The sequence below is a fragment of the Shinella sp. genome (assembly GCF_052438155.1).
Taxonomy (GTDB): domain Bacteria; phylum Pseudomonadota; class Alphaproteobacteria; order Rhizobiales; family Rhizobiaceae; genus Shinella.
This window is the reverse complement of sequence record NZ_JBQVPI010000029.1, coordinates 1-23393: the sequence shown is the minus strand read 5'-3', so window position 1 is coordinate 23393 and position 23393 is coordinate 1. Positions and strand designations below refer to the sequence as shown.

General features: G+C 63.2%; 20 protein-coding genes. 10 read left to right on the top strand and 10 right to left on the bottom strand.

Annotated elements, in window-relative coordinates; genetic code table 11:
• Positions 1–50: 50 nt before the first annotated feature.
• Genes ACT6VE_RS29325 through ACT6VE_RS29315 form a run of 3 tightly spaced genes read right to left on the bottom strand, consistent with a single transcriptional unit; the run spans position 51 to position 3293 of the window.
• Positions 51–1091, bottom strand: coding sequence for an ABC transporter permease (locus tag ACT6VE_RS29325; protein ID WP_444801797.1), 1041 nt, complete (start codon positions 1089–1091; stop codon positions 51–53).
• Positions 1092–1104: 13 nt separating this feature from the next.
• On the bottom strand, positions 1105–2646 hold the full coding sequence (locus tag ACT6VE_RS29320) for a sugar ABC transporter ATP-binding protein (protein WP_444801796.1): 1542 nt from the start codon (positions 2644–2646) through the stop codon (positions 1105–1107).
• On the bottom strand, positions 2643–3293 hold the full coding sequence (locus ACT6VE_RS29315) for a DUF2291 family protein (RefSeq protein WP_444801795.1): 651 nt from the start codon (positions 3291–3293) through the stop codon (positions 2643–2645). Before ACT6VE_RS29315 ends, ACT6VE_RS29320 begins: the two co-directional genes overlap by 4 nt.
• Positions 3294–4072: 779 nt before the next feature.
• Here ACT6VE_RS29315 and ACT6VE_RS29310 point away from each other — a divergent pair.
• The 7 genes from ACT6VE_RS29310 (at position 4073) to derI (ending at position 11244) form a co-directional block, all read left to right on the top strand.
• The gene (locus ACT6VE_RS29310) at positions 4073–5623 is read left to right on the top strand and encodes an FGGY-family carbohydrate kinase (protein WP_444801794.1); all 1551 of its coding nucleotides are present in this window, start codon (positions 4073–4075) and stop codon (positions 5621–5623) included.
• A gap of 44 nt (positions 5624–5667) precedes the next feature.
• Entirely contained in the window at positions 5668–7179 is a 1512-nt protein-coding gene (locus ACT6VE_RS29305) for a glycerol-3-phosphate dehydrogenase (protein ID WP_444801793.1), read from the top strand.
• 8 nt (positions 7180–7187) lie between these two features.
• The gene (locus tag ACT6VE_RS29300) at positions 7188–8123 is read left to right on the top strand and encodes a sugar phosphate isomerase/epimerase family protein (RefSeq protein ID WP_444801792.1); all 936 of its coding nucleotides are present in this window, start codon (positions 7188–7190) and stop codon (positions 8121–8123) included.
• Between the two features lie 73 nt (positions 8124–8196).
• Complete coding sequence (locus ACT6VE_RS29295; protein WP_444801791.1) at positions 8197–9141, top strand: sugar-binding transcriptional regulator; 945 nt, start codon at positions 8197–8199, stop codon at positions 9139–9141.
• Between the two features lie 87 nt (positions 9142–9228).
• Positions 9229–10005: a DeoR/GlpR family DNA-binding transcription regulator gene (locus ACT6VE_RS29290; protein WP_444801790.1), complete on the top strand. Its 777-nt coding sequence runs from the start codon at positions 9229–9231 to the stop codon at positions 10003–10005.
• Positions 10002–10772 carry a triose-phosphate isomerase gene (locus ACT6VE_RS29285; protein ID WP_444801789.1) on the top strand — a complete coding sequence of 257 codons (771 nt, stop codon included), beginning with the start codon at positions 10002–10004 and terminating at the stop codon, positions 10770–10772. Before ACT6VE_RS29290 ends, ACT6VE_RS29285 begins: the two co-directional genes overlap by 4 nt.
• Before the next feature lie 13 nt (positions 10773–10785).
• Complete coding sequence (gene derI, locus ACT6VE_RS29280) at positions 10786–11244, top strand: D-erythrulose-4-phosphate isomerase (protein WP_069060916.1); 459 nt, start codon at positions 10786–10788, stop codon at positions 11242–11244.
• A 69-nt stretch (positions 11245–11313) separates the two neighbouring features.
• On the opposite strand, the gene ACT6VE_RS29275 is transcribed toward derI, so the two are convergent.
• The 6 genes from ACT6VE_RS29275 to ACT6VE_RS29250 all read right to left on the bottom strand — a co-directional run bounded on the left by ACT6VE_RS29275 (position 11314) and on the right by ACT6VE_RS29250 (position 18074).
• Positions 11314–12177 carry an ABC transporter permease gene (locus tag ACT6VE_RS29275; protein WP_444801788.1) on the bottom strand — a complete coding sequence of 288 codons (864 nt, stop codon included), beginning with the start codon at positions 12175–12177 and terminating at the stop codon, positions 11314–11316.
• Between the two features lie 2 nt (positions 12178–12179).
• On the bottom strand, positions 12180–13049 hold the full coding sequence (locus ACT6VE_RS29270) for an ABC transporter permease (protein ID WP_444801787.1): 870 nt from the start codon (positions 13047–13049) through the stop codon (positions 12180–12182).
• Between the two features lie 5 nt (positions 13050–13054).
• Positions 13055–14128 carry an ABC transporter ATP-binding protein gene (locus tag ACT6VE_RS29265; RefSeq protein WP_444801786.1) on the bottom strand — a complete coding sequence of 358 codons (1074 nt, stop codon included), beginning with the start codon at positions 14126–14128 and terminating at the stop codon, positions 13055–13057.
• A gap of 94 nt (positions 14129–14222) precedes the next feature.
• A complete protein-coding gene (locus tag ACT6VE_RS29260; protein WP_444801785.1) occupies positions 14223–15299 on the bottom strand; it encodes an extracellular solute-binding protein in 1077 nt (358 codons plus the stop codon).
• Between the two features lie 182 nt (positions 15300–15481).
• Positions 15482–16969, bottom strand: coding sequence for an aldehyde dehydrogenase family protein (locus tag ACT6VE_RS29255; RefSeq protein ID WP_444801784.1), 1488 nt, complete (start codon positions 16967–16969; stop codon positions 15482–15484).
• A gap of 1 nt (position 16970) precedes the next feature.
• Positions 16971–18074, bottom strand: coding sequence for a mandelate racemase/muconate lactonizing enzyme family protein (locus tag ACT6VE_RS29250; RefSeq protein WP_444801783.1), 1104 nt, complete (start codon positions 18072–18074; stop codon positions 16971–16973).
• A 162-nt stretch (positions 18075–18236) separates the two neighbouring features.
• Here ACT6VE_RS29250 and pdxR point away from each other — a divergent pair, with 162 nt between their 5' ends.
• On the top strand, positions 18237–19751 hold the full coding sequence (pdxR, locus tag ACT6VE_RS29245; RefSeq protein ID WP_444801782.1) for a MocR-like pyridoxine biosynthesis transcription factor PdxR: 1515 nt from the start codon (positions 18237–18239) through the stop codon (positions 19749–19751).
• Positions 19752–19754: 3 nt separating this feature from the next.
• Here pdxR and ACT6VE_RS29240 read toward each other — a convergent pair whose 3' ends face one another.
• A complete protein-coding gene (locus ACT6VE_RS29240) occupies positions 19755–21371 on the bottom strand; it encodes a GMC family oxidoreductase (RefSeq protein WP_444801781.1) in 1617 nt (538 codons plus the stop codon).
• Between the two features lie 141 nt (positions 21372–21512).
• Here ACT6VE_RS29240 and ACT6VE_RS29235 point away from each other — a divergent pair, with 141 nt between their 5' ends.
• Together ACT6VE_RS29235 and ACT6VE_RS29230 are read left to right on the top strand one after the other, a co-directional pair.
• Positions 21513–22007, top strand: coding sequence for a LysR family transcriptional regulator (locus ACT6VE_RS29235; RefSeq protein WP_444801780.1), 495 nt, complete (start codon positions 21513–21515; stop codon positions 22005–22007).
• A gap of 19 nt (positions 22008–22026) precedes the next feature.
• On the top strand, positions 22027–23079 hold the full coding sequence (locus tag ACT6VE_RS29230; protein WP_444801779.1) for an NAD(P)-dependent alcohol dehydrogenase: 1053 nt from the start codon (positions 22027–22029) through the stop codon (positions 23077–23079).
• The last annotated feature ends 314 nt before the right edge of the window (positions 23080–23393 follow it).

The window sequence follows — 23393 nt, the reverse complement described above, 5'->3', positions numbered from 1 at the left end:
CGGTGGCCCGTCTCTCCCGGTCGCAGTCAGTTCCGGTCAGTCGCCGCTTTTCAGCGGCGGCCGTATTTGAAGCTGTTGAGCAGAACGGCGGTAACGATCACGGCGCCGGTGAAAACCGTCTGCCAGTAGGCCGAGACCCCGATGATGACCAAGCCATCCGACAGGAAGCCGATGACGAAAGCACCGAGCATGGTGCCGATGACGGTGCCGCGGCCGCCGGTCAGCGCAGCGCCGCCGATGACGACGGCTGCAATGGCCGTCAGCTCGTAGGTGGTGCCGGCCGTCGGGCCTGCCGAGGTCAACTGTGAGGACAGAACCAGACCGGCAACGGCCGCGCAGACGCCGGAGAGCACGTAGACCGCGATCTTCACACCCTTGACCGGAACGCCCGACAGTTCTGCCGCCCGCTCATTGCCGCCCGACGAGTAGAGCCAGCGGCCGAAGGCCGTGCGGGCAAGCAGGATATGGCAGGCGACGGCGAAGACCAGAAGAACGATGACGCCGATCGGCACCCCGGCAAGGCGGTTGAAGCCGAGCCAGTCGAAGCCGGTATTGCCGAGCTCCGGACGACCGCCGAGATTGTTGTAGGTGAGGCCGTTGGTCATCAAAAGCGCAACGCCACGGGCGACATAGAGCACGCCGAGCGTCGCCACGAAGGCCGGCACGCGCAGATAGGCGATGAGCACGCCGTTCACGGCGCCGACCACGGCCCCCATAAGGCAGGTGAGAACCACCACGACCCAGACCGATGGGTAGAGGATCACGCCAATTTGCGGCAGCGTGACGCCCTGCATGAGGAAGCCCGCGACAACGCCGGCCAAGCCCAGTGTCGAGCCGACGGAGAGGTCGATGCCGCCGTTCAGGATGACGAGCAGCATGCCGATCGCCAAGAGGCCGAAGATCGCCACATGCGAGGCCATGATCAGGAAGTTGCTGACCGTGAAATAGTTCGGCGACATCAGCGAGAAGACGACGACGATGGCGATAAGCGCGAAGAAGGCGCGGCCTTCGAACAGCAGCTCGACGAAGCTCTTCTTGCGCTTGCCGCCGCTGACTGCCGTCTTCGTGTCGATTGCAGGTGTGACTGACATGGATTCAGCGCTCCTAGTGGGCATGCACGGCTTCGCCGGAGGCGGCCATGATCTGTTCTTTGGTCACGTCGGGACCGAATTCGGCGGAGATGCGGCCACGCCGCATGACGATGATGCGGTGGGCGATACTGAGGCATTCGCCGACCTCGGAGGTGGTGTAGACGACGGCAAGCCCATGCTTGGCGCGCTCGGCGAGCAGCTTGAAGACCTCGGCCTTGGCGCCGATATCGATGCCGCGGCTCGGTTCGTCGAGCAGGATGACTTCCGGCTCGGTCGCCAGCATCTTGCCGATGACCACCTTCTGCTGGTTGCCGCCGGAGAGCGAGCCGATCGGTGCGGCACCGCCATCCGTCTTGATATGCACCTTGCGGATCGCCTCGCTGATCAGCGCCGCCTCGCGGGAGGTGGAGGTGAAGAGGCCGCGCGTGAAGGCACCGAGGCTGGCAAGCGACAGGTTGCGGCCGACGCTCATCGTCTGCACCAGGCCGTCGCGCTGCCGGTCTTCCGGCACGAGCACGAGTCCATTGCGAATGCAGGCCGAAATCGACTGGCCGGTAACGTCCCGGCCCTTCAGCACGACCTTGCCCGCCGTCGGCTTGAGGCGACCAGCGACCGTCTCGAGCAATTCCGTGCGGCCGGCCCCCATGAGGCCGTAAATGCAGACGATCTCGCCTTCACGCACCGAAAGCGAAAGCCCATCGACCACCGAATAGCCGGCACCGCCGGGATCCGCCACCGTCAGCCCCTCGATCGAGAGAGCCACAGCGCCCTTGTCATAGCCGGTTGGCGGCGAGCCGAGATCGAAATTATCGCCGACCATGTGGCGGACGATCCATTCGAGATCGATGTCCTTGCGCTCGGCATAGGCCGTCATCGCGCCGTCGCGCAGGACCACCGCATGGTTGGTGATCTGCAGGGCTTCCTCGAGATGGTGCGAGATGTAGACGATGGAAACACCGCGGCTCATCAGGTCGCGGATGACCTTGAACAGCACCTCGACTTCGGATGCGCTGAGCGCCGAGGTCGGTTCGTCCATGATCAGGATGCGCGAATTGACCGAAAGGGCGCGGGCGATCTCGACGATCTGCTGCTGGCCGAGGCGAAGCTCCTCGACGGGGGTGAGAGGATCGATGTCCTCTTCCAGTTCAGCCATCAGGAGGCGCGTCTGGCGCTCTTCTTCAGCGAAGTCCACGCCCGTTGCCGTCATGATTTCGCGACCCATGAAGATGTTGTCGCGAACGTTCATGTTGGGAGCGAGGCTGAGCTCCTGATGGATGATGGAGATACCGCGGTCACGTGCTTGGGAGGATGACGCGAAAGCGATGGGCTCTCCATCGAGAATGATCTCGCCGGCGGTGGGCTGCACCACGCCGGAGAGGATTTTCATGAGGGTCGACTTGCCGGCACCGTTCTCGCCGAACAGCGTCGTCACCTGGCCGCGATGAATGTCGAAATTGACGCCCTTGAGGGCGTGCACGCTGCCGTAGGACTTCGCCACGTTGCGCGCGGCGAGCACGACTTCACCCTTCGGGCCGGTATCGACAAGCGCGCTCATTGGACGTCGAGCCTCACGGGAATGACGATCCAGCTCTTCGGGTTGACCAGCTTGAAGACACCGATGACCGACACGGTCTTGCCGGTAAGGGCTGCGGGATCGATGCCACCGAGCACGACCTTCTTGACCTCGTTGTTGATCGCCGAGCCGGCGTCCTGGTACTCGATCTGGTTCTTGAACTGGCCGAACTCGATCTGGCCCGTCGCATCGCGAAGGTCCGTGCCGTTGAGTGCAGGACCAGTCTGCACCCGTACGGTCAACTCGGCCGGCAGGCCTTCGACGGCGACAACGTTGTAATTGGCCTTGCGCTCGCCGACGACGCCGGTGAACTTGACCGGAAGGACCGGGCCGACCGAGGTCGCCACGCCGTATTTTTCGGCTGCCGCCTTCTTGTCGGCGGCGATCGCCGTCGAAAGTTCGACAGCATCGACGGCGCGCGTCTCGACGCTCTGCTTGATGAGCGGAAACTGCTCGGCACCGTAGGCTTCCGGCGAGAATTTCTGCACCTGCACGTCTCTTTCGGAGCCGATCTGCACGATCGTCGTGTCGAACGCCATGGCGCCGACCAGCACGACGGCGGCGGCAATGCCGATCCAGCGATAGCTTCGCGGAGACTGCGGCGACTTCGATAGCGTGGTGTCAGTCATGTCGATTGGCCTTGCGATTGAACGGAGGGTACTTCAGTGGCTGCGCCGGCACGGGGCCGACCGCAGGGGCACGCCGACGGACCTGCTTGCACCGTCGCAGGCGGGCGTCACTGTCTTCCGTACAGAACATGTCATGATGTCCTCCCCATGAAGGCGCCGGCCAGGTCTCCTCACCTGCCTTGCGCTGCATTGCACACATCTTCGCAGTTGCGATATATGCGTGTTATATGTCCCAGTATATATGTTAACTTAACGCAGGCTGTCAATCTGCCTTTTCGATCACATTGTCTTCAGGCATGGCGCCTCTTCAGCTCTCCGCTTGGCAAGGCGAGGGTTAGTTCTGCCCTGCAAACCCAGGCGCGCCCATACGAATGGAGCCGGGGCAGAAGCAAAGAACGAAACTCATCTGATTGATATTACGTGAAAAAACTCACTTTTATTGGCATTCCAAAGGTCGCAGCGCCGCGACAAATCCCTCATAGGAATAACGAGGACATCGCGGAAAACATACCCAAGCCTCACGCCTTGCCTACACTCACCATACCTGAAAAAAATTTCGAAGTCCGAAAAATTTTACGAGACATACGATAGCTTTGTGTTATGTTCTCTTCCGAGACTTGGGAGTTCCGTGATAAAGTCCTTGGAAGGCCAATTTGGCCTCGGCCGGATGGCCTGCAAGGCCACGCACGCTTTCGTGAAAGACGATCGGGAGGATTGAATGCTCTGTTTCGGGTCAGGCGAAGCGACGCAGGCTGTCGCGGCATCCGTTGGTGCGCGTCATGGCTGAAGCGGCAGACCTGATCATCGGCATCGACGCCGGCACCTCGGTGATGAAGGCCGTCGCCTTTACGCTGACCGGCCGCCAGATCGCCAGCGCCTCCGTCCGCAATACCTACACCACCGGCGACGACGGCTCCGTCACGCAATCGCTCGACCAGACCTGGCTCGACTGCACGCGCGCCTTGCGCGGGCTGGCGGACAAGGTCGACCGCCTTGCCGATCGCACCGCCGCCATTGCGATTACCGCCCAGGGCGATGGCACCTGGCTTGTTGGGGCCGGCAACCGTCCGGCCGGCGATGCCTGGCTCTGGCTCGATGCCCGCGCGGCGCCGACCGTCGAGCGGCTTACCGCCACTGACGCCGACCGCGCACGGTTCGAGGCGACCGGCACCGGCCTCAACACCTGCCAGCAGGGCACGCAGCTCGCCCATATGGACCGGTATTTCCCGGAATTGCTTGCCGGCGCCGAAACGGCGATGCACTGCAAGGACTGGCTCTACCTGAACCTGACCGGCATCCGCGCCACCGACCCTTCCGAAGTGAGCTTCACCTTCGGCAACTTCCGAACCCGCTGCTATGACAGCGACGTGCTTGCAGCACTTGGCCTGACGCATCGCCGCGGCCTGCTGCCGGAAGTCATCGAAGGCACGGAGACCACCCATCCTCTGACGGCTGAAGCCGCTGCCGCCTCCGGCCTCCGCGCCGGCACGCCCGTCTGCCTCGGCTATGTCGACATGTGTATGACAGCGCTCGGTGCCGGCGTGCGCAGCGAGGGCCGCAACGCCGCCTGCTCCGCCATCGGCTCGACCGGCGTGCACCTTCTGGCAAAATCGGTTTCCGACGTCGTGTTGAATGCCGAGCGTACCGGCTACGTCATCGCGCTGCCGATTCCCGGTGTGGTCACCCAGGTCCAGACCAATATGGGCGCGACGATCAACCTCGACTGGCTGCTGCAACTCGGCGCGGACCTCTTGGGCGAATTCGGCGTCACCGTCGGGCTCAACGGCATGATCGGCCGCGTCGATGCCTGGTTTGCCGCAAGCAAGCCCGGCAACATCCTCTACCATCCTTACATTTCCGAGGCCGGCGAACGCGGCCCCTTCGTCAATGCCCGTGCCCGCGCCAATTTCACCGGGCTTACCAGCCGCCATCGCTATCCGGATCTCGTGCGCGCCGTCGTCGAAGGCCTCGGCATGGCGACCCGCGATTGTTATTCGGCCATGGGCGCCCTGCCCTCCGAACTCCGCGTCAGCGGCGGTGCGGCCCGCTCGGCATCGATCCGTGGCACGCTGGGTGCTGCCCTTGGCGCACCGGTTCGCGTCAGCACCCGTGAAGAGGCCGGTGCCGCCGGCGCCTCGATGATGGCGGCCGTGGCGATTGGCGCCTACCGCACGATGGACGATTGCATTGCCGACTGGGTCACTCCCGAGCTCGGCGATGCTGAAAAACCCAAGCCCGAAGACACCGAACGCATGACGCGCCTGTTTGCCGCCTATGTGGATGTTCGCCGGGGCATAACACCCGCCTGGGACATCCTGGCCGCGCGCTGAAGAAAACGATTGCGCCTCCCCGTGAGGCGTCGAAGGAGATTGAGATGAACGAGCCCGAGCTTATTGACCTCTTCGTGATCGGCGGCGGCATCAATGGTGCCGGCATTGCGCGCGATGCGGCCGGCCGTGGCCTTTCCGTGGTGCTGAGCGAAAAGGACGATCTGGCCGAAGGCACCTCCTCGCGCTCGGGCAAGCTGGTACATGGCGGCCTGCGCTACCTCGAATATTACGAGTTCCGCCTTGTGCGCGAGGCGCTGATCGAGCGCGAAGTGCTGCTCAACGCCGCCCCGCACATCATCTGGCCGATGCGCTTCGTGCTGCCGCACAGCCCTGAAGATCGTCCGGCCTGGCTCGTGCGGCTCGGCCTGTTCCTCTACGACCATCTCGGCGGCCGCAAGAAGCTGCCCGGCACGCGCACGCTCAATCTCGCACGCGACCCCGAAGGCACGCCGATCCTCGACCAGTACACCCGCGGCTTCGAGTATTCCGACTGCTGGGTGGACGATGCCCGCCTGGTGACGCTGAATGCCGTGGGTGCAGCGGAAAAAGGTGCCGTGGTGCTGACGCGCTCACCGACCGTCTCCGCCCGCCGCGAAAACGGCGCCTGGACGGTGACGACGAAGAACAGCACGACCGGCGAAACCCGGACCTTCCGCGCCAAGTGCCTGGTCAACTGCGCCGGCCCCTGGGTCTCCGACGTCATCAACCGCGTCGCCGGCTCGAACTCCTCGCGCAATGTGCGTCTCGTCAAGGGCAGCCACATCATCGTTCCGAAATTCTGGGCGGGCGCGAACGCCTATCTGGTGCAGAACCACGACAAGCGCGTCATTTTCATCAACCCCTATGAGGGTGACAAGGCACTGATCGGCACCACCGACATCGCTTATGAAGGACGCGCCGAAGACGTCTCCGCCGACGAGACGGAAATCGACTACCTGCTGAAGGCAGTCAACCGTTACTTCAAGGAAAAGCTGCGCCGGCAGGATGTGCTGCATTCCTTCTCCGGCGTGCGCCCGCTGTTCGACGACGGCAAGGGCAACCCCTCCGCCGTCACCCGCGACTATGTCTTCGATCTCGACGAGACCGGCGGCGCGCCGCTGCTCAATGTCTTCGGCGGCAAGATCACCACCTTCCGCGAGCTCGCCGAGCGCGGCATGCACCGTCTTGCGCATATCTTCCCGAGCATGGGCGGTGACTGGACGGAGAAGGCGCCGCTTCCCGGTGGCGACATGCCAAATGCCGACTACGAGACCTTCGCCAACAGCCTGCGCGATACCTATCCGTGGATGCCGCGCAAGCTGGTGCAGCATTACGGCCGCCTCTACGGCACGCGCACCAAGAATGTCATCGCTGGTGCCACCAATCTTGAAAGCCTTGGCCGGCATTTCGGCGGCCAGTTCTATGAGGCGGAGGCCCGTTATCTCGTCGCCAGCGAATGGGCGCAGACAGCGCAAGACATCCTCTATCGCCGCACCAAACACTACCTGCATATGACGGAAGCCGAGCGCGCGGCCTTCGCCGACTGGTTCAACGCCACCCGCCTTGCCGCCGCCTGAGGACGACCATGCCGCTGACGCTTTCGCTGAACACAAATCCGCTGGTCAACCGCTTTGCCGATCCCGACGACCTGATCGAGGCCGTCGCGCGCGACCTTCGCCTGCGTGATCTCCAGCTGACCCACGAGTTCATCAATCCGAGCTGGAATGCCGCAACGATCCGACGGCTGACGCGGCAGATGGACAAGGCGCTGGAACGGACCGGCGTGCGCGTCACGTCAGGCATGACCGGCCCCTATGGCCGCCTCAACCATTTCGGCCATCCGGATGCGGATGTGCGGCGCTACTATGTCGACTGGTTCAAGACCTTTGCCGATATCATCGGCGATCTCGGCGGCACCTCCGTCGGCACCCAGTTCGCCGTCTTCACCTACAAGGACTTTGACGATCCGGCACGCCGCGAGGAACTGATCCAGATCGCGATCGACTGTTGGGCAGAAGTTGCCGAGCACGCCAAGGGTGCGGGCCTCTCCTATGTCTTCTGGGAGCCGATGAGCATCGGCCGCGAATTCGGCGAGACCATTGCCGAATGCATCAAGCTGCAGGATCGGCTGACCGCCGTCGACATGGCCATTCCGATGTGGATGATGGCCGATATCGACCACGGCGACGTGACCTCCAGTAACCCGGACGACTTCGAGCCCTATGCCTGGGCGCGTGCGGTGCCGAAAATCTCGCCGATCATCCACATCAAGCAGAGCCTGATGGACAAGGGTGGCCACCGGCCGTTCACCGCCGAGTTCAACGCCAAGGGCCGCATCCAGCCGGAACCGTTGCTGAAGGCCTTCGCCGAGGGCGGCGCGGTCGACAACGAGATTTGCCTGGAACTCTCCTTCAAGGAGCGCGAGCCGAACGACCGGCAGGTCATTCCGCAGATCGCCGAAAGCATTGCCTTCTGGGCGCCGTATATCGATACCGGTGTTTCCGATCTCAAGCTGGGCTGACCGCTGCTGGTCCGCTTGCTAAGGCTTGATCTGAAAAATCACTCCGGGTGTAAAGCAAGGCAGGACACCACTGATGATCGACAATGAAGATTCCCTCGCCGTCCGCGCCGCCTGGCTGCACTATATCGGCGGCTTCACCCAGTCCGCTGTAGCAAAACGCCTGGGCATCCCATCGGTGAAGGCGCACCGGCTGATCGCGCGGGCGGTTGCCGAGGGCGTGGTGAAGGTCAGTATAGACGGTCACATTGCCGAATGCGCCAACCTGGAGGTCGAACTCTCTACCCGCTACGGGCTCGGTTACTGCGAGGTCTCGCCCGACATTGACGACGACCCGCTCGCGCTGACCACACTCGGCCATGCCGGAGCAAATTTCCTCCGGCGCGAAATCGAACGGGGCGAATCTGCCGTCATAGGCCTCGGCCACGGCCGCACGCTTTCGGCCGCCGTTCGCCACCTGCCGCGGATCAGCGCCAGCGGCACACGCTTCGTCTCGCTGCTCGGCGGGCTTACCCGCAACTATGCTGCCAATCCCTATGACGTCATGCATCGCCTCGCGGAAAAGACCGGCACCCAGGCCTATGTGATGCCGGTGCCCTTCTTCGCCAATACGGAAGAGGACCGCGAAGTGCTGCTCTCCCAGCGCGGCGTCAGCGAGGTGTTCAATCTTGCCCGCAGCGCCGACCTCAAGATCGTTGGCATCGGCACGGTCGACAACCAGGCACACCTGGTGAAATCCGGCATGCTCCAGCAGGACGAGTTGGAGGAGATCGCGGCCCTTGGCGGTGTGGGCGAGTTGCTTGGCCATTTCTTCGACAACAAGGGCCGCATCCTGGAAACATCGGTGACGGCACGGACGCTCGCCGCATCCTTCTCGGAAGACGGCAAGGACCGCATCGTGGCGATCGCCGGCGGCCCGGTGAAGACCGAGGCCATCCGCGCCGTCCTGCACAGCCATAAGCTCCATGGACTGATCACGGACGAACGGACGGCACGGTTGCTCCTGCGAAGCTCTGCGTGACAAAAATCACAAAATCACAAAATCTATGTTATAATTTCACAAACATGATGTTATAGAACTATCCGCAGCGTGAGGATGGAGAACGCGGTGAAACGGGAAGAGCGCAGGCAGGAGATCATCAATCTTCTGGTCGAAAGCCGGGCTGTCGAGCTTGACGACATCGCGGCGCGCTTCGGCGTCTCCAAGATGACCATCCACCGTGACCTCGACGATCTGGAGCGGGCCGGCGTGCTGCGCAAGGTGCGCGGTGGTGCCACCATCGATGCCGGCACCCAGTTCGAGAGTGATTTTCGCTTCCGCGAATTGCAGGAAGCCGATGTGAAGCGCGCGCTGGCCGAAACCGCCGCCGATCTCGTCGAACCCGGCATGACGGTCATGATCAACGACGGCTCGATGGCCTCCGTGCTCGGCGACGTGCTGGCGGCAAAAAAGCCGATCACCATCATCACCAACAATGCGGCGATCATGGAACGCCTGAAAGGCGTTTCCGGCGTCAGCTTGATCGGCCTCGGCGGCGTCTATTCGGCCAAGTTCAACGCCTATTTCGGCATCGTCACGGAAGAGGCGCTGTCGCGGCTGCGCGCCGACATCGCTTTTATCTCCGCACCCGCAGCCGCAGGGCGCCTCGCCTACCACATGGATGAAGCCGTCGTGCGCACCAAGCGGGCGATGATGACGTCCAGCCGCCAGTCCTGCCTGATGATCAACAATCGCCGCTTCGGCCACACGGCACTGCATGTGCTGGCCGACCTCGCGGAATTCGACACCGTCCTATCCGACAAACCCCTCCCCCACGACACGCTGGCCGAACTCGGCGACGGAAAAACCGTGGTGCGGATCGCCCACAAGGAGACAACCATATGAGCCAAAGCCGGACATTCTGGGTTGGCACGAGCTGGAAGATGAACAAGACGCTCGCCGAGGCGAAGGCCTTCGCAGAAGGTCTTGCTGCGGCCGACAGCGGCCGCGATGCGCGCATCCAGCGTTTCATCATCCCGCCGTTCACCGCCGTGCGCGAAGTCAAGACGATGCTCGCCAATACGTCCGTGAAGGTCGGCGCGCAGAACATGCACTGGGCGGACGAAGGTGCCTGGACGGGCGAGGTCTCGCCGCTGATGCTGAAGGATTGCGGCCTCGACCTCGTCGAACTCGGCCATTCCGAGCGCCGCGAACACTTCGGCGAGACGGACGAGACGGTCGGCCTCAAGACCGAGGCTGCCGTGCGCCATGGCCTCGTGCCGCTGATCTGTATCGGCGAGACGCTCGCCGACCGCGAAGGCGGCCATGCGACCGAAGTGCTGGCGCAGCAGGTACGCGGTGCGCTGTCGAGGCTTAACACAACGCAGAAACAGGCCGAAATCCTGCTCGCCTACGAGCCCGTCTGGGCGATCGGCGAAAAGGGTATTCCGGCAACGGCGGACTACGCCGATGCGCGCCACGCCGAGATCGCCGACGTGGCGGAAAAAATCCTCGGCCGCCGCATTCCCTGCCTCTACGGCGGCTCGGTCAACCCGCAGAACTGCGAGGAACTGATCGCCTGCCCGAATATCGACGGGCTCTTCATCGGCCGCTCAGCCTGGAAGGTTGAAGGTTATCTCGACATCCTGGCGCGCTGCGCCGCCACCATCTGAAAGGAGACTTCTCATGAAACTCGCTATTGCCGGTGACAGCGCGGGCGAAGGCCTCGCCAAGGTTCTCGCCGATCACCTGAAGGACCGCCACGACGTGCACGAAGTCTCGCGCACCGACGCCGGCCCGGACGCCTTCTATGCCACCCTCTCCGATCGCGTCGCCTCCGGCGTCATCGCCGGCGAATACGACCGCGCGATCCTCGTCTGCGGCACGGGCATCGGCGTCTGCATCTCGGCCAACAAAGTTCCGGGCATCCGCGCCGCGCTGACGCACGACACCTACTCCGCCGAGCGCGCAGCACTCTCCAACAACGCCCAGATCATCACCATGGGCGCCCGGGTCATCGGCACGGAACTCGCCAAGGCCATCGCAGACGCCTATCTCGCCCAAACGTTTGACGAAAACGGCCGCTCCGCCGGCAACGTCCAGGCGATCAACGAGGTCGACGCGAAGTACAACGCGGCCAAGTAACGGCCGGTACCAACAGCTTAAGACCAGCCCCGCGCAGTGCCGGGGCTGGTCAAATCGTTTTCGCAGGGACTACGCCTGTTCGTCCTTGCGCTGCACGACCACGCTGAGCAAAGCCAGCGCCCCCGATCCCACCATCAGGAAGAATGAGACAGCGTTCAGCACCGGCGTCGAGCCGACCTTCACCATGCGGTCGTACATGGTGATCGTCAGCGGCGCATCGGAGCCGACCAGCATCAGCGTCGTGTTGAAATTCTCGAACGAGACGAGGAAGGCGACGACAAAGGCGGAGAAGAGCGCCGGCATCAGATAGGGCAGCGTCACCGTCATCAGCACGCGCAGCCGCGTCGCGCCGAGATTGAAGGCCGCCTCCTCCAGCGCGATGTCGAACTTTCTCAGCCGCGCGGCAATCACCAGCGAGGTGATGGTGGTGAGAAACGAGAACTGGCCAAGGATGACGAGAAAAATCCCGGGGCGCAAAAAGTCCCATTCGATTCCGAACGTTTCTTCCAGGCCGTTGGCGATCATGCTGGCGAAAACCAGAAGCGAGATGCCGAGGATGACGCCCGGAATGACGAGCGGCACGATCATCAGGATGTAGAAGATGTTCTTGCCGGGAAACTGCTTGCGCTCGAACAGGAAGGCATTGCAGGTGCCGGCGGCGACCGCCATCGCGGAGACGGCGACGCCGATGATCAGTGAATTCTGCAGCCCGCGCAGCAGTCGCCGGTCATGGAACATGCCGATCTTCGGTTCCGTGCTGCTGAAGAACCAGTCGAGCGTAAAACCGTTCCAGGGCAGCGCCGGAAACATCGAGTCGTTGAAGGCGAACATGCCGGCGGCGAAAAGCGGTGCGGCGAGATAGATGAGGAACGCCAGCATATAGCCGCGGTAGACACATCGGAGGAGAGGCGATTGCGGGGCCGCAACGTTCATGATCAGTCCTTTGCGACGGTGGAGGCGAGGCTCTGGCCGGTCAACCGCAGCCCAAGCCAGACGACGAACGAGGTGAACACGAGAAGCAGGACACCGAAGGTCGCGCCGGACTCCCAGTTGTAGCGCGTCACGAACTGTTCGTAGATCTGCTCCGTGAACCACATGCTGTTCTTGCCGCCGAGCAGGATGGGCGTGAGGTAGCTGCCCGCCGTCAGCATGAAGACGATGATGCAGCCGGCGACGATACCGGGCATGGCATAGGGCACGACGATGCGGCGGAAGACCGTTAAGCGGCTGCCGCCGAGATTGTAACCCGCCTCGATCAGCGAATTGTCCATGCCGTCGAGCGTGGAAACAAGCGGCACGATCATGAACAGCACGACCGTGTAGACGAGCCCCATCACCACGGTGGCGTCGTTGTAGAGAAACTCCACGGGACCGCTGACCAGGCCGATCTTCTGCAGGAAGGTCGAAACGAGACCAGTCTCGCGCAGGATGACGATCCAGCCGAAGGCACGCACGAGGTCGCTCACCCAGAGCGGGATAAGGCACATCAGGAAGAGGGCGGCCCGCGAGCGGCGCTGCGCGATCTTGGCGATGTAATAGGCGACGGGAAAGCCGACGACGAGCGCCATCGCGGTCACCAGGATCGACATCCAGGCGGTGCGCAGCAGCGTGTTCCAGTAGATCGGCTCCGAGAGGAAGGCGACGTAGTTCGAGACGCCGAACGTGTATTCGCCCGGCCCCACCTTTTCCCTGAGCGAGATATAGCCGATGCCGATTTGCGGCAGGATGATGAGCAGCGCGATCCACAGCGCGAAGGGCGCGAAGAGCAGGATGAAGGAGAGTTTCGTGACGTCCGAGCGCGCCATCGCCGTTACCTCGACACGCTGAAGCAGCGGCCATGGCCGTGGCTCCAGCCGATATCGACCTTGGCACCCGGTGTGGCGCGGCTGCTGTCGTCCATCACGGCCTGGCCGACTTCGACGAGGTTGCCGCCCTGCGTGCGCACCAGGATGCGGCTGCTTGCCCCGTTGAAAAGCAGGCTTTCGACGGTTCCCTCAAGCCGGTTTTCGGCGCCTGTACCGACCGAAAGCACTTCCGGACGCACGAAAAGCTCGACCGCGCTGCCCGCCGCGATCCGGTCGTCACCGACCGTCGCTATCGCCTCGCCGCCGCCGTCAAGCGCCACGCGCACCTTGCCATCCGCCACCGAAAGCGCGCGGCCCGGCCAGCGGTTGCTGTCGCCGACGAAACCGGCGACGAAGCCGGTCTTCGGATGGTGGTAGAGTTCCTGCGGCGAGCCGATCTGCTCGAACTGGCCGGCATTCATGACAGCCACATTGTCGGACATCAGCAGCGCTTCCGACTGGTCGTGGGTGATGTAGAGGAACGTCGTCTCGAACTGGTGCTGCAGTTGCTTCAGCTCGATCTTCATGCGCTCGCGCAGCTTCAGGTCGAGCGCGCCGAGCGGCTCGTCGAGCAACAGGGCGTCGGGTTCAAGCACCATGCAGCGGGCAATGGCGATACGCTGCTTCTGCCCGCCCGAAAGCTGGGCGACCTGTTTTTGCTCCGTGCCCGGCAGACCGACGCGGTCGAGCACCTGCGCCACCTTGCGGGTAATGTCCATCTTGTTCTCGCCGCGGCAGCGCAGCCCATAGGCGATATTCTCGCCGACATTCATCATCGGGAAGAGGGCGAGATGCTGGAACACCATCTTGACGGGCCGCTTGTTCGGCGGCGTCGAGAGCACGGACTGCCCCTTGATGCGGATGTCACCGCTCGTCGGCTCCTCGAAGCCCGCGATCATGCGCATCAGCGTTGTCTTGCCGCAGCCGGAGGGTCCGAGAATGGAGAAGAACGAACCGCGCGGGACATTGAAGGACACGCTGTTGACGGCCGTATAGGCGCCAAACCGCTTGCTCAGGCTTTCGCATTGAAGGTCGTGCATGGGTGCTCGCAAATCGCGGCCGCAAGGCGGCCATTTTGAAAACAGCCGGCCAAGGCAATCCCTCGGCCGGCTGGTGTCACGCCTTCAGAGGCGATCAGTTGGACGCGGCGGCCTTGATGCGCTCGAGCGCCTTGCCTTCCATGTCCTCAAGACCCGCCGGAATATTGGCGAAGAACTTCAGGTTCGCGAGGTCCTTTTCGTCGAAGGCGGCCTTCACGGCGGCCTTCTTTTCATCCGGCAGGAGATCGATGCCGTTGCTGACGGCGGCAATTGCGCCCGTCGAATCCGACATCAGCTTGACGATCTCGGGCTTCATGACGAAGTTGATCCACTTGTAGGCGGCGTCATCCGCCTCGCCCTTGCGCGGGATGACGAAGGTGTCGATCCAGGCAAGCGCACCGGTTTCCGGCGGCACATAGACCAGGTTCTTGTTCTGGGCGTAAAGCTTGAAGGCCGTCGAATCCCAGGCTTCCGAGACGACGACTTCGCCGGAGAGCAGGAGCGTCGAAAGGTCGTCGCCGCCGTTCCAGTAGGTCTTGACGTTGTCCTTGCAGGCGATCAGCTTTTCCGTCACCTCGTCGAGCATCGCCTGGTAGGCGGCCTTGTCGCCATAGAGCGCGAACGGGTCCTTGCCGAGCGAGAAGGCCGTGCCGAGCAGGATGGTGCGGCGCAGGCGCATCGAGGTGCGGCCCTTGTATTCCGGATTGCAGAGATCCGCCCAGCCCTTGACGTTCGGCGCCTTGGAAATATCGGCGACGACGCCAGATGTGCCCCATTGATGCGGCACGGCATAGAGATTGCCGTCGATCGTCGCATTGGCCTTCACGCCGTCGAGAAGGTTCGGTGCGAGCGACGCGGTGTCGATCTTCGAGAGATCGAGCGGCTTGTAGATGTTGTATTCCTGCTGGGCCGCGAAAATGCGGTCATGGCTCGGCTGGGCGAGGTCGTAGCCGGCGCCACCGGTTGCCCGGAGCTTCGCAACCATTTCCTCGTTGTTGGAAAGCGTGACCTCGACGGTGATGTCGGGGTTGGCTTCCTCGAAGAGCTTGATGACGTTATCGGGCGCGTAGCCGCCCCAGGTGAGCAGGCGCAGGGTATCTGCGTGAGCTGCAGTGCTTGCGACGATGAGGGCAAGCGCCGTCGTCGCGGCGAGCGCGAATGTCGATTTCATGCTGTTCTCCTCTTCCATTTGGCTGTTGAAAGCCGCCGTTTCTCCGGCGTTCTTTTCTGAAGAGGGCCACCTCACTCCCGATGATGGCCCTTAGTTCCCGATTTTTAGCCATTGCCATCAAAGAGGGAGATTGGCTCCCCTGAAAGGTCCATTATCTCCTTGCGGTAAGACCAGTATGACGATCAGCTGATCTTCGCGGCGAGGCTCTTCGTGCGGGTATAGCTGCGCAGGGCCTCAAACCCCTTCTCGCGGCCGAAACCCGACAGCTTGTTGCCGCCGAAGGGCACCTCGATGCCACCGGCAAAATATTCGTTGATGTAGACCTGCCCGGCATCGATATCGCGCGCCATGCGATGGGCGCGGCCGAAATCGCGGGTGTAGATGCCGGCGACGAGGCCGAAATCCGTCCCATTGGCGATGGCGACGGCTTCCTCTTCGCCCTCGACGACCTGCACCGACAGTACTGGGCCGAAAATCTCCTCCTGGATCACCGGGTCATCCGCCCGGACGGCATCGAGAATGGTCGGCTGGAAGAACCAGCCGGTGCCGCTCTCAGGGTCCGTTGCGCGCTCACCGCCGGCAGCAATCGTAATGCCGCGGCCGCGAGCACCCTCCACATAGCCCGCCACCTTGTCGAGATGGGCACCCGAACTCAGCGCACCGACCTGCGGGCGGCGCAGGCCATGGCCGAGCGTCAGGCCGCTTGCGCGAACCGCAAGGCGCTCGACCAGTTCCGCATGCACCTTGCGTTCCACGACGAGGCGCGAGCCGGCCGAGCAGATCTGCCCGGCATTCTCATAGATGGCGCCGAGCACGCCTTCGACGGCAGCATCCATATCCGCGTCCGCCATGACGATCAGCGGCGACTTGCCGCCGAGTTCGAGCACGACGCTGGTGACATTGGCTGCCGCCGACTGCATGACCCGGATGCCCGTCGGCACAGAGCCCGTGAAGGTGACGTGGCGAATGCCGGGATGCGCGACCAGCGGCCCGCCGGCTTCCGCGCCTGTACCGGTGATGACGCTGCACACACCCGCAGGCAGACCGGCACGAAAAAGGATGTCGGCAAGCATCAGCGCCGTCAGCGGTGTCTGCTCCGCCGGCTTGGCGACCACGGTGCAGCCGGCGGCCAGTGCCGGCGCAATGCTGCGGGCCGCCGTCGAAAGTGGATAGTTCCAGGGGATGATATGGGCGGTGACGCCGACCGGTTCCTCGATGGAGTAGCCGATATAGTCGGTGCCGAGCGGAAAGGTGTCGCCCTGGATTTTGTCGGCCGCGCCGGCATAATACTCGAAGGAGCGTGCCGCACTCGCGACGTCCCCCTCGGCCTCCTGCAGGGCCTTGCCGCTGTCGAGACTTTCCACCACGGCGAGCCGAGCGGCCTCTGCCCGGATGATCTGGGCCGCGCGGAAAAGGATCGCACCACGGGCGCTCGCCTTGGTGCGCGCCCAGTCACGCTGCGCGCGGCGTGCGGCGTCAACCGCGCGGTCCACGTCGCTGCCGTCACCCGCGGCGAACGCATGGAAGGCACGGGCAGCACCGGGATCGAAGGTTTCCATCGAGCGCCCGCCGGAGGCCGCGACGAAAGCGCCGTCGATGAAATGGCCATCGGGCAAGCCGGAGAGCGTGCCGCTGGAGAAATACTCGTGGACGAGGGTTTCGGTGCTCATCTCAATTCGCCTCGCTTGCCTGGTAGCTGGAGCGCGCCAGCCATTCCGAATCGATCTCGACACCCCAGCCGGGTTCGTCGGTCACGGTCGCCTTACCATCAACGATCTCATAAGGCGACTTGCGGAACAGACCGTCCTGCCAGGGATAATAGTCCTCACCCTCGATCGAGAACTCGAGATACTTCCCGGCATTCGGAATGGCGCGCAGCAGGTGCATGGTGAAAAGCGTCACCATGGAAAGATTGGCGGCGTGCGGTGTCACGGGGATTCCAGCGGCTTCAGCCATGCGCACGACGCGCAACGTCCGGCTGATGCCGCCGAGATAGCAGATATCCGGCTGCACGATGTCAACCGCCTTCATCTCGATCATGCGGCGCCAGGTCGGCAGGTCGCAATCCTGTTCGCCGCCGGTCACGTCGATGTCGAGGGCGTCCGTGACTTCCTTCGTCTGTTCGAGTTCCCAGTAGGGGCACGGCTCCTCGTAGTGCACGAGGCCATTGTCCTGCATGATCCGGCCGACCTCGATGGCGCGCGCGGGGGAGTAACAGGAGTTGGCATCGGCGAGCAGATCAGCCTCTGCGCCAACGGCCCTGGCGATCGTCGGGATGATCTCCTCCGTCCGGCCCGGCCATTCGTCCTGGTTGCGGCCGCATTCGGCACCAACGCGGAACTTGAAGGCATCGAAGCCGTATTCGTCGCGCAGGCGCTTGAACCGCTCGGCCTCGGCGGTCGGTGTGATATCGCGCTTCATGGAGGAGGCATAGGCGCGCAGCGGACCGGCCGAGCCGCCGAGCAATGCCGCGACCGGTTTGCCGGCCTGTTTGCCACGCAGGTCCCAGACAGCCGTGTCCAGGCCGCACATGGCGCGGTAGAGATAGGAACCCGGAAACTTGTGCTCGCGCTCGAAGATGCGGTCGAGATGATCATCGAGGTCGGTGATCTCGGCGCCGAGCGTATAGGGCGCGACCTGACGATGCAGGATCTCGGACGTGATGTCGGAATTGTAGGTCGATACCTGGCCCCAGCCGGTGGCGCCGGTTTCATCGGTGATGCGGACGAAGCCGACATATCTGTTGCAGAAGGTCTCGATGCGTTTGATCTTCATGACAATCTAATCTGTTTGACGGCCAATCTGCCTGGCGGATGGAACGGCCCTTGACGCCGCGTACTGGTACGACAATCATCGCAAAATCTTCACGCGATAAGGTCCACTTTACTTTTAGTAGCGGACCATTATTGCGAAGGGACGACAGGCCGGGAGGGCGAGATGGTAAAATATCCGGGCGGCGCATTGCTGCCCACGCTGCAGTTCGATCGCACGTCCAGGACGCCGATCAGCGCGCAGCTCTGTTCGGCGCTCCGCGAGATGATCCTCTCCGGCGAACTCCAGCCCGGTGAGCGCCTGCCCTCCAGCCGCACATTGGCGAAGGACCACGAGGTTTCCCGCACCACGGCGATCAGCGTTTACGAGCAGCTCGCCGCCGAGGGGCTGATCCGCTCCAGCATCGGCGCCGGCGCCTATGTGGCCGAAACCCTGCGCGACGGCCGCCCTGCGAGGATCGCGGTGAAAGGCATCGAAGACGAAATCCGCAGTCCGCCGCGCCTTGCCCAGCTCAGCGCCGACGCTTCGGAACACTACTTTCCCCGCCTCGCGCACCCGGAAAACCCGCGCCCCTTCATCACCGGCATTCCGGCCTTCGACGAGTTTCCGATGGCGCTGTGGGCAAGCATGGTCGCGCGCTACTGGCGCCAGCCGCGCAACCTGCTGCTCGGCTACCCCCCGGCAGAAGGGTTGATGGAGCTGCGCCGGGCCGTCGCGATGCACCTGCGCGCCAACCGCGGCATCACCTGCGAGCCCGAACAGGTCTTCATCTTCAACGGCGCGCAGGATGCCTTCAACCGCATCGGCAACACCCTGCTCGATCCCGGTGATACGGTATGGATCGAAAATCCCGGCGCGATCGGCGCGCGCAACAGCCTGATTTCCTCCGGCGCGAAGCTCGTGCCGCTCAGCATCGACGAGGAGGGCATCAACGTTGCCGAGGGGCTGGCGGTCGCACCGGATTTCCGCCTCGCTTTCGTCACCCCCGCCCATCAGCACCCGCTCGGCGTGACGATGAGCCTCCAGCGCCGCTTCGAACTGCTGCGGGCCGCCGAAAGAGCCGGCGCCTGGATCATCGAAGACGACTATGTCGGCGAATTCCACTATGCGGGCCATCCACCGCCGACGCTGAAGAGCGTCGATACGTCCGGCCGCGTCATCTATGTCGGCAGCTTTTCCAAGGCGCTGTTCGCAGCCCTTCGCCTCGGCTATGTCGTCGCGCCGCCAGGACTGGTCGACGTCTTCTACCGCATCGCCGGGGCAACCTTGCAGGGGTCTGCCACAAGCCTGCAATCGGTCGTCGCCAGCTTCATAGAATGCGGTCATTTTTCCAGCCACATCCGTCGCATGCGGCGTGTCTATGCCGAACGGCTCCAGGCGCTGCTCGACGGCGCGGCGCGGCATATGGAGGGCATGCTGGAGGTCGCGCCGACCGAAACGGGCTTTCACACCGTCGGCCGCCTTGCCGACGATTTCGACGAACTCGCCGTCGCCCGCCGTGCGGCCGAGCGCAATATCCTCGTCTCCCCCATCAGCCGCTTTGCCATCACGCCGGTCAAGCAACGCGGGCTTGTCCTCGGCTTCAGCTCCGCGCCGCCGCGCATGATCGCAAGTGCGGCGGAAACCCTCGGCGCCGTTCTGAAGGACATGCGCAAGGAACAGGGCCGCCGCGCCGGTTGAACGCTATCGGGCGTCAGCGAGGATCATTTCGGCACCCTTTTCGCCGACCATGAGCGTTGGCGCATTGAGATTGCCGGAAGTGATTCGGGGGAAGATCGAGGCATCGACGACGCGCAGGCCCTCGAGGCCGTACACGCGCAGACGCGCATCCACCACCGAGGTCGTAGCGTCCGGCCCCATGGCGCAGGTGCCGCAGGGGTGGAACACCGAACCGGAGCGCTCCCGGATGTCGGCGATCAGCTCTTCATCGCCCGTGATATCTGTGCCCGGCCGGATCTCGTTCTCGATGATCTCGCGCATCGGGCCGGTCCGGGAAAGACGCCGCAGGAAATGCGCGGCTTCGAGCAGTTCCTGCACGTCCTCCTCCGTCGAGAGATAGTTCGGCTGGATTTCGGGCGCGGCAAAAGGGTCCGCGGAGCGGATCGCAAGCTGCCCGCGGCTCGTTGGATGGCAGTTGGAAACCCCGACGAGGAAGCCGGAGAAAGGATCCGGGCTCATCAACGCCCGCCGCCCCGGAAGGGCGCGTGTATAGCTGACCGGCGAAAAATAGAGCTGCATGTTCGGCCGCGTATGCTCCGGGCTGGTGCGGAAGAACCCTCCGCCCTGGTTCACGCTGAGCGACAGCGGGCCGCTCTGCGTCAGCACATAGCGCAGCCCCACCATGAGCCTGCCCCACCAGGGGCGCAGTACATCGTTGAGTGTCGGGCGTCTGCTCCTGTAAAGATGGTCGAAGCCGATATGGTCCTGCAGATTACGCCCGACGCCGGTGGCCGCGTGCACGACCTCGATGCCATGGCGCTTCAGCAAGGCAGGATCGCCGACGCCGGAGAGCTGCAGAAGCTGCGGCGTGTTCACGGCCCCGGCGGACAGGATCACCTCGCGGCGTGCCCGGATCTGCCTAATCTCTCCGCCCTGCCTGTACTCGACACCCGTCGCGCGCTTGCCGTCGAACAACAGCCGGGTCGCCTGGGCAGCCTTGATCACAGTGAGATTGTGCCGCTTGCGCGCCGGGGCCAGATAGGCCGTCGCGGCAGAGCACCGAAAACCGTGGCGCGTCGTGATCTGATAGATGCCGATACCTTCCTGCGTCGCGCCGTTGAAATCCGGGTTGCGTACAAGGCCTGCCTCTTGCCCGCCCGCGAGATAATTCGCGCAAAGCGGATGCACCACTTTCTCGATATTGGTGACGGTGACCGGTCCCTCCTGCCCTCGCCATTGATCAGCCCCGGAAAGGTTGTTTTCCATCCGTTTGAAGGCCGGCAGCACGTCCTCGTAACCCCAGCCCGGATTGCCGAGCGCGCGCCACTCATCAAAATCCTGGGCTTGGCCCCTTATGAAAACCATGGCGTTGATCGAGCTGGACCCGCCGAGCACCTTTCCACGCGGCCAATAGCTTTGACGGCCGCCGAAACCCGGCACGGGTTCGGTCAGATATTTCCAGTTCAGCGTGTCATGGTAGAACGCCTTGCCATAGCCGATCGGCATGCGCACCCAGAAGTTCAGGTCACTGCCGCCGGCCTCCAGCAGTGCAACACGATAGTGGCCACCCGCTGAAAGCCGATTGGCAACCACGCAGCCAGCCGATCCCGCGCCGACAACAACGTAGTCGTATTCGTCCATGTTTCCGCCATTCCTTCAAATGCACGCCGTCCATCCCTTGCTATCCGTCCGTGGACCTTGCGTCAGCATCCATTTCGATGGGATTGGCGTACCAGTTTATCACAGCCCCGTTACGAACCGGCCCGCTGGCCATGCCCGTTCATGAGGGCGTTGGGGTCAATGCCTTCCGACAACGGCGCGCCCTTGATGGAAATCGTGGCACACACCTCTGGGCGGTTGCTCTCTAGCACCAGGGGGAGAGTACGATTAGGCTGCAAATACGCGCGCTGTATTGAACAGGATTCGGTAGTGGCCAGAGGTACCGTCAGTGATTTGAGCACCTTCCTGGTCGTCGCCCGGAACAAAAACTTTGCAAAAGGTGCGGTAAAGCTCGGTCTTTACTCTTCGGTTCTCAGCCACACGATCCGGAATAATTTGGGAGTATGGCTTCTGACGCGAACCATACCAAGCGTCTCGCTCACCGAGACCGGTGAGCGCCTGCTCCAGACCATAAGGCTCCCGGTCGGCAGGAGCGCTTCCTTCATTCGGCAACCCACGGCTGGAGTGCCCCCTGGATCATCACGTTTTCGTCGCCATCGCGGGGGCCGGCTCGCGGTGGCCGGCACCCGGGGTGATGCACGAAATCCAGCCTCTTAAATCAACGAAAGGCATATCCATGAAAAGCTTTGGTTTTGCAGCAACGGACGCCAACGAACCGCTGGTTCCCTACACTTTCGAACGCCGTGCACCACGCGCCAACGATGTGGTCATGGAAATCCTCTATTCCGGCGTCTGTCATTCGGACTTGCACATGGCCCGCAACGACTGGACCTGGACCGTCTATCCGCTCGTCCCCGGCCACGAGATCGTCGGACGGGTGATCGAGATTGGCAGCGCGGTGACGCGCTACAAGATCGGCGACCACGTTGCCGTCGGTTGCATGGTCGACAGCTGCCAGAGCTGCGACCAGTGCCGTCGCGGCGAGGAACAGCTGTGCCGGGAAGGCAACACGGGCACATACAACGCGCCCGACCGCATCACCGGCGACATCACCCGTGGTGGCTACTCCAAACACCTCGTCGTACGGGAAGAGTTCGCCTGCCGCGTGCCCGACAGCCTCGACATCAGCCGTGTCGCGCCGCTTCTTTGCGCCGGCATCACGACATACTCGCCACTGCGCACATGGAATGTCGGACCGGGAAGCCGCGTCGGCGTGATCGGCCTCGGCGGTCTCGGTCACATGGCCGTCAAGCTCGCCGCCGCCATGGGTGCTGAAGTCACGGTGCTAAGCCGCACCAGCGACAAGGCAGACGATGCCAGGGCATTGGGGGCAGACAGGCTCCTGATTTCCACCGACGGGAAGGCCATGGCCGACGCCCTGTCCAGCTTCGACCTGATCATCGACACCGTGCCCGTCAAGCACGACATCGATCTCTACATGCCGTTGCTCGATGTTGACGGCACGCTGGTGATCGTCGGCCAGGTCGGCCCGATGAGCCCGTTCAACAGCGTTCCCTTGCTGCTCGGGCGCCGGCGCGTGGCGGGATCACCCATTGGCGGCATCCGCGAAACGCAGGAAATGCTCGACTTCTGCGCCCGCAAGAACGTCATGCCCGACGTCGAGATGATCCGCATGGACGGGATCAACGAGGCTTTCGAGCGTATGGAACGCTCCGACGTCCGTTATCGCTTTGTGATCGACATGGCATCCCTCGAGGCCGCCGAATAAGGCTGCTTGCCGTGCGGCTTCGCCTCGGCCGCCGCACGGCACGTCCTTAGGCCGGCACAAAAACGAATACGCCGCCGGGTACGGGCGGGGGAGTTTAAAAATAGCCAGGCGAAGCTGGAATTCCTTGCCCGCTTCCTTGCGGTCCTCAATGCGCAAGAGGTCACCTGCAAAGCGGTTGCAGACGATGCTTTGTTCCGCCCAGCCGGAACGCAAAAAGCCCCGTTGCATTTCTGCATCGGGGCTTTGTTTGATTTGGTTGCGGGGGCAGGATTTGAACCTGCGGCCTTCAGGTTATGAGCCTGACGAGCTACCGG

Excerpts from the sequence above, each read along its gene's own strand:
- ACT6VE_RS29255 (WP_444801784.1), bottom strand. The coding sequence starts at position 16,969 with ATGAGCACCGAAACCCTCGTCCACGAGTATTTCTCCAGCGGCACGCTC.
- ACT6VE_RS29310 (WP_444801794.1), top strand. The coding sequence starts at position 4,073 with ATGGCTGAAGCGGCAGACCTGATCATCGGCATCGACGCCGGCACCTCG.
- ACT6VE_RS29325 (WP_444801797.1), bottom strand. The coding sequence starts at position 1,091 with ATGTCAGTCACACCTGCAATCGACACGAAGACGGCAGTCAGCGGCGGC.
- ACT6VE_RS29300 (WP_444801792.1), top strand. The coding sequence starts at position 7,188 with ATGCCGCTGACGCTTTCGCTGAACACAAATCCGCTGGTCAACCGCTTT.
- ACT6VE_RS29230 (WP_444801779.1), top strand. The coding sequence starts at position 22,027 with ATGAAAAGCTTTGGTTTTGCAGCAACGGACGCCAACGAACCGCTGGTT.
- ACT6VE_RS29270 (WP_444801787.1), bottom strand. The coding sequence starts at position 13,049 with ATGGCGCGCTCGGACGTCACGAAACTCTCCTTCATCCTGCTCTTCGCG.
- ACT6VE_RS29305 (WP_444801793.1), top strand. The coding sequence starts at position 5,668 with ATGAACGAGCCCGAGCTTATTGACCTCTTCGTGATCGGCGGCGGCATC.
- ACT6VE_RS29285 (WP_444801789.1), top strand. The coding sequence starts at position 10,002 with ATGAGCCAAAGCCGGACATTCTGGGTTGGCACGAGCTGGAAGATGAAC.
- derI (WP_069060916.1), top strand. The coding sequence starts at position 10,786 with ATGAAACTCGCTATTGCCGGTGACAGCGCGGGCGAAGGCCTCGCCAAG.
- ACT6VE_RS29320 (WP_444801796.1), bottom strand. The coding sequence starts at position 2,646 with ATGAGCGCGCTTGTCGATACCGGCCCGAAGGGTGAAGTCGTGCTCGCC.
- ACT6VE_RS29260 (WP_444801785.1), bottom strand. The coding sequence starts at position 15,299 with ATGAAATCGACATTCGCGCTCGCCGCGACGACGGCGCTTGCCCTCATC.
- ACT6VE_RS29235 (WP_444801780.1), top strand. The coding sequence starts at position 21,513 with ATGAGGGCGTTGGGGTCAATGCCTTCCGACAACGGCGCGCCCTTGATG.
- ACT6VE_RS29275 (WP_444801788.1), bottom strand. The coding sequence starts at position 12,177 with ATGAACGTTGCGGCCCCGCAATCGCCTCTCCTCCGATGTGTCTACCGC.
- ACT6VE_RS29315 (WP_444801795.1), bottom strand. The coding sequence starts at position 3,293 with ATGACTGACACCACGCTATCGAAGTCGCCGCAGTCTCCGCGAAGCTAT.
- ACT6VE_RS29295 (WP_444801791.1), top strand. The coding sequence starts at position 8,197 with ATGATCGACAATGAAGATTCCCTCGCCGTCCGCGCCGCCTGGCTGCAC.
- ACT6VE_RS29265 (WP_444801786.1), bottom strand. The coding sequence starts at position 14,128 with ATGCACGACCTTCAATGCGAAAGCCTGAGCAAGCGGTTTGGCGCCTAT.
- ACT6VE_RS29240 (WP_444801781.1), bottom strand. The coding sequence starts at position 21,371 with ATGGACGAATACGACTACGTTGTTGTCGGCGCGGGATCGGCTGGCTGC.
- pdxR (WP_444801782.1), top strand. The coding sequence starts at position 18,237 with ATGGTAAAATATCCGGGCGGCGCATTGCTGCCCACGCTGCAGTTCGAT.
- ACT6VE_RS29250 (WP_444801783.1), bottom strand. The coding sequence starts at position 18,074 with ATGAAGATCAAACGCATCGAGACCTTCTGCAACAGATATGTCGGCTTC.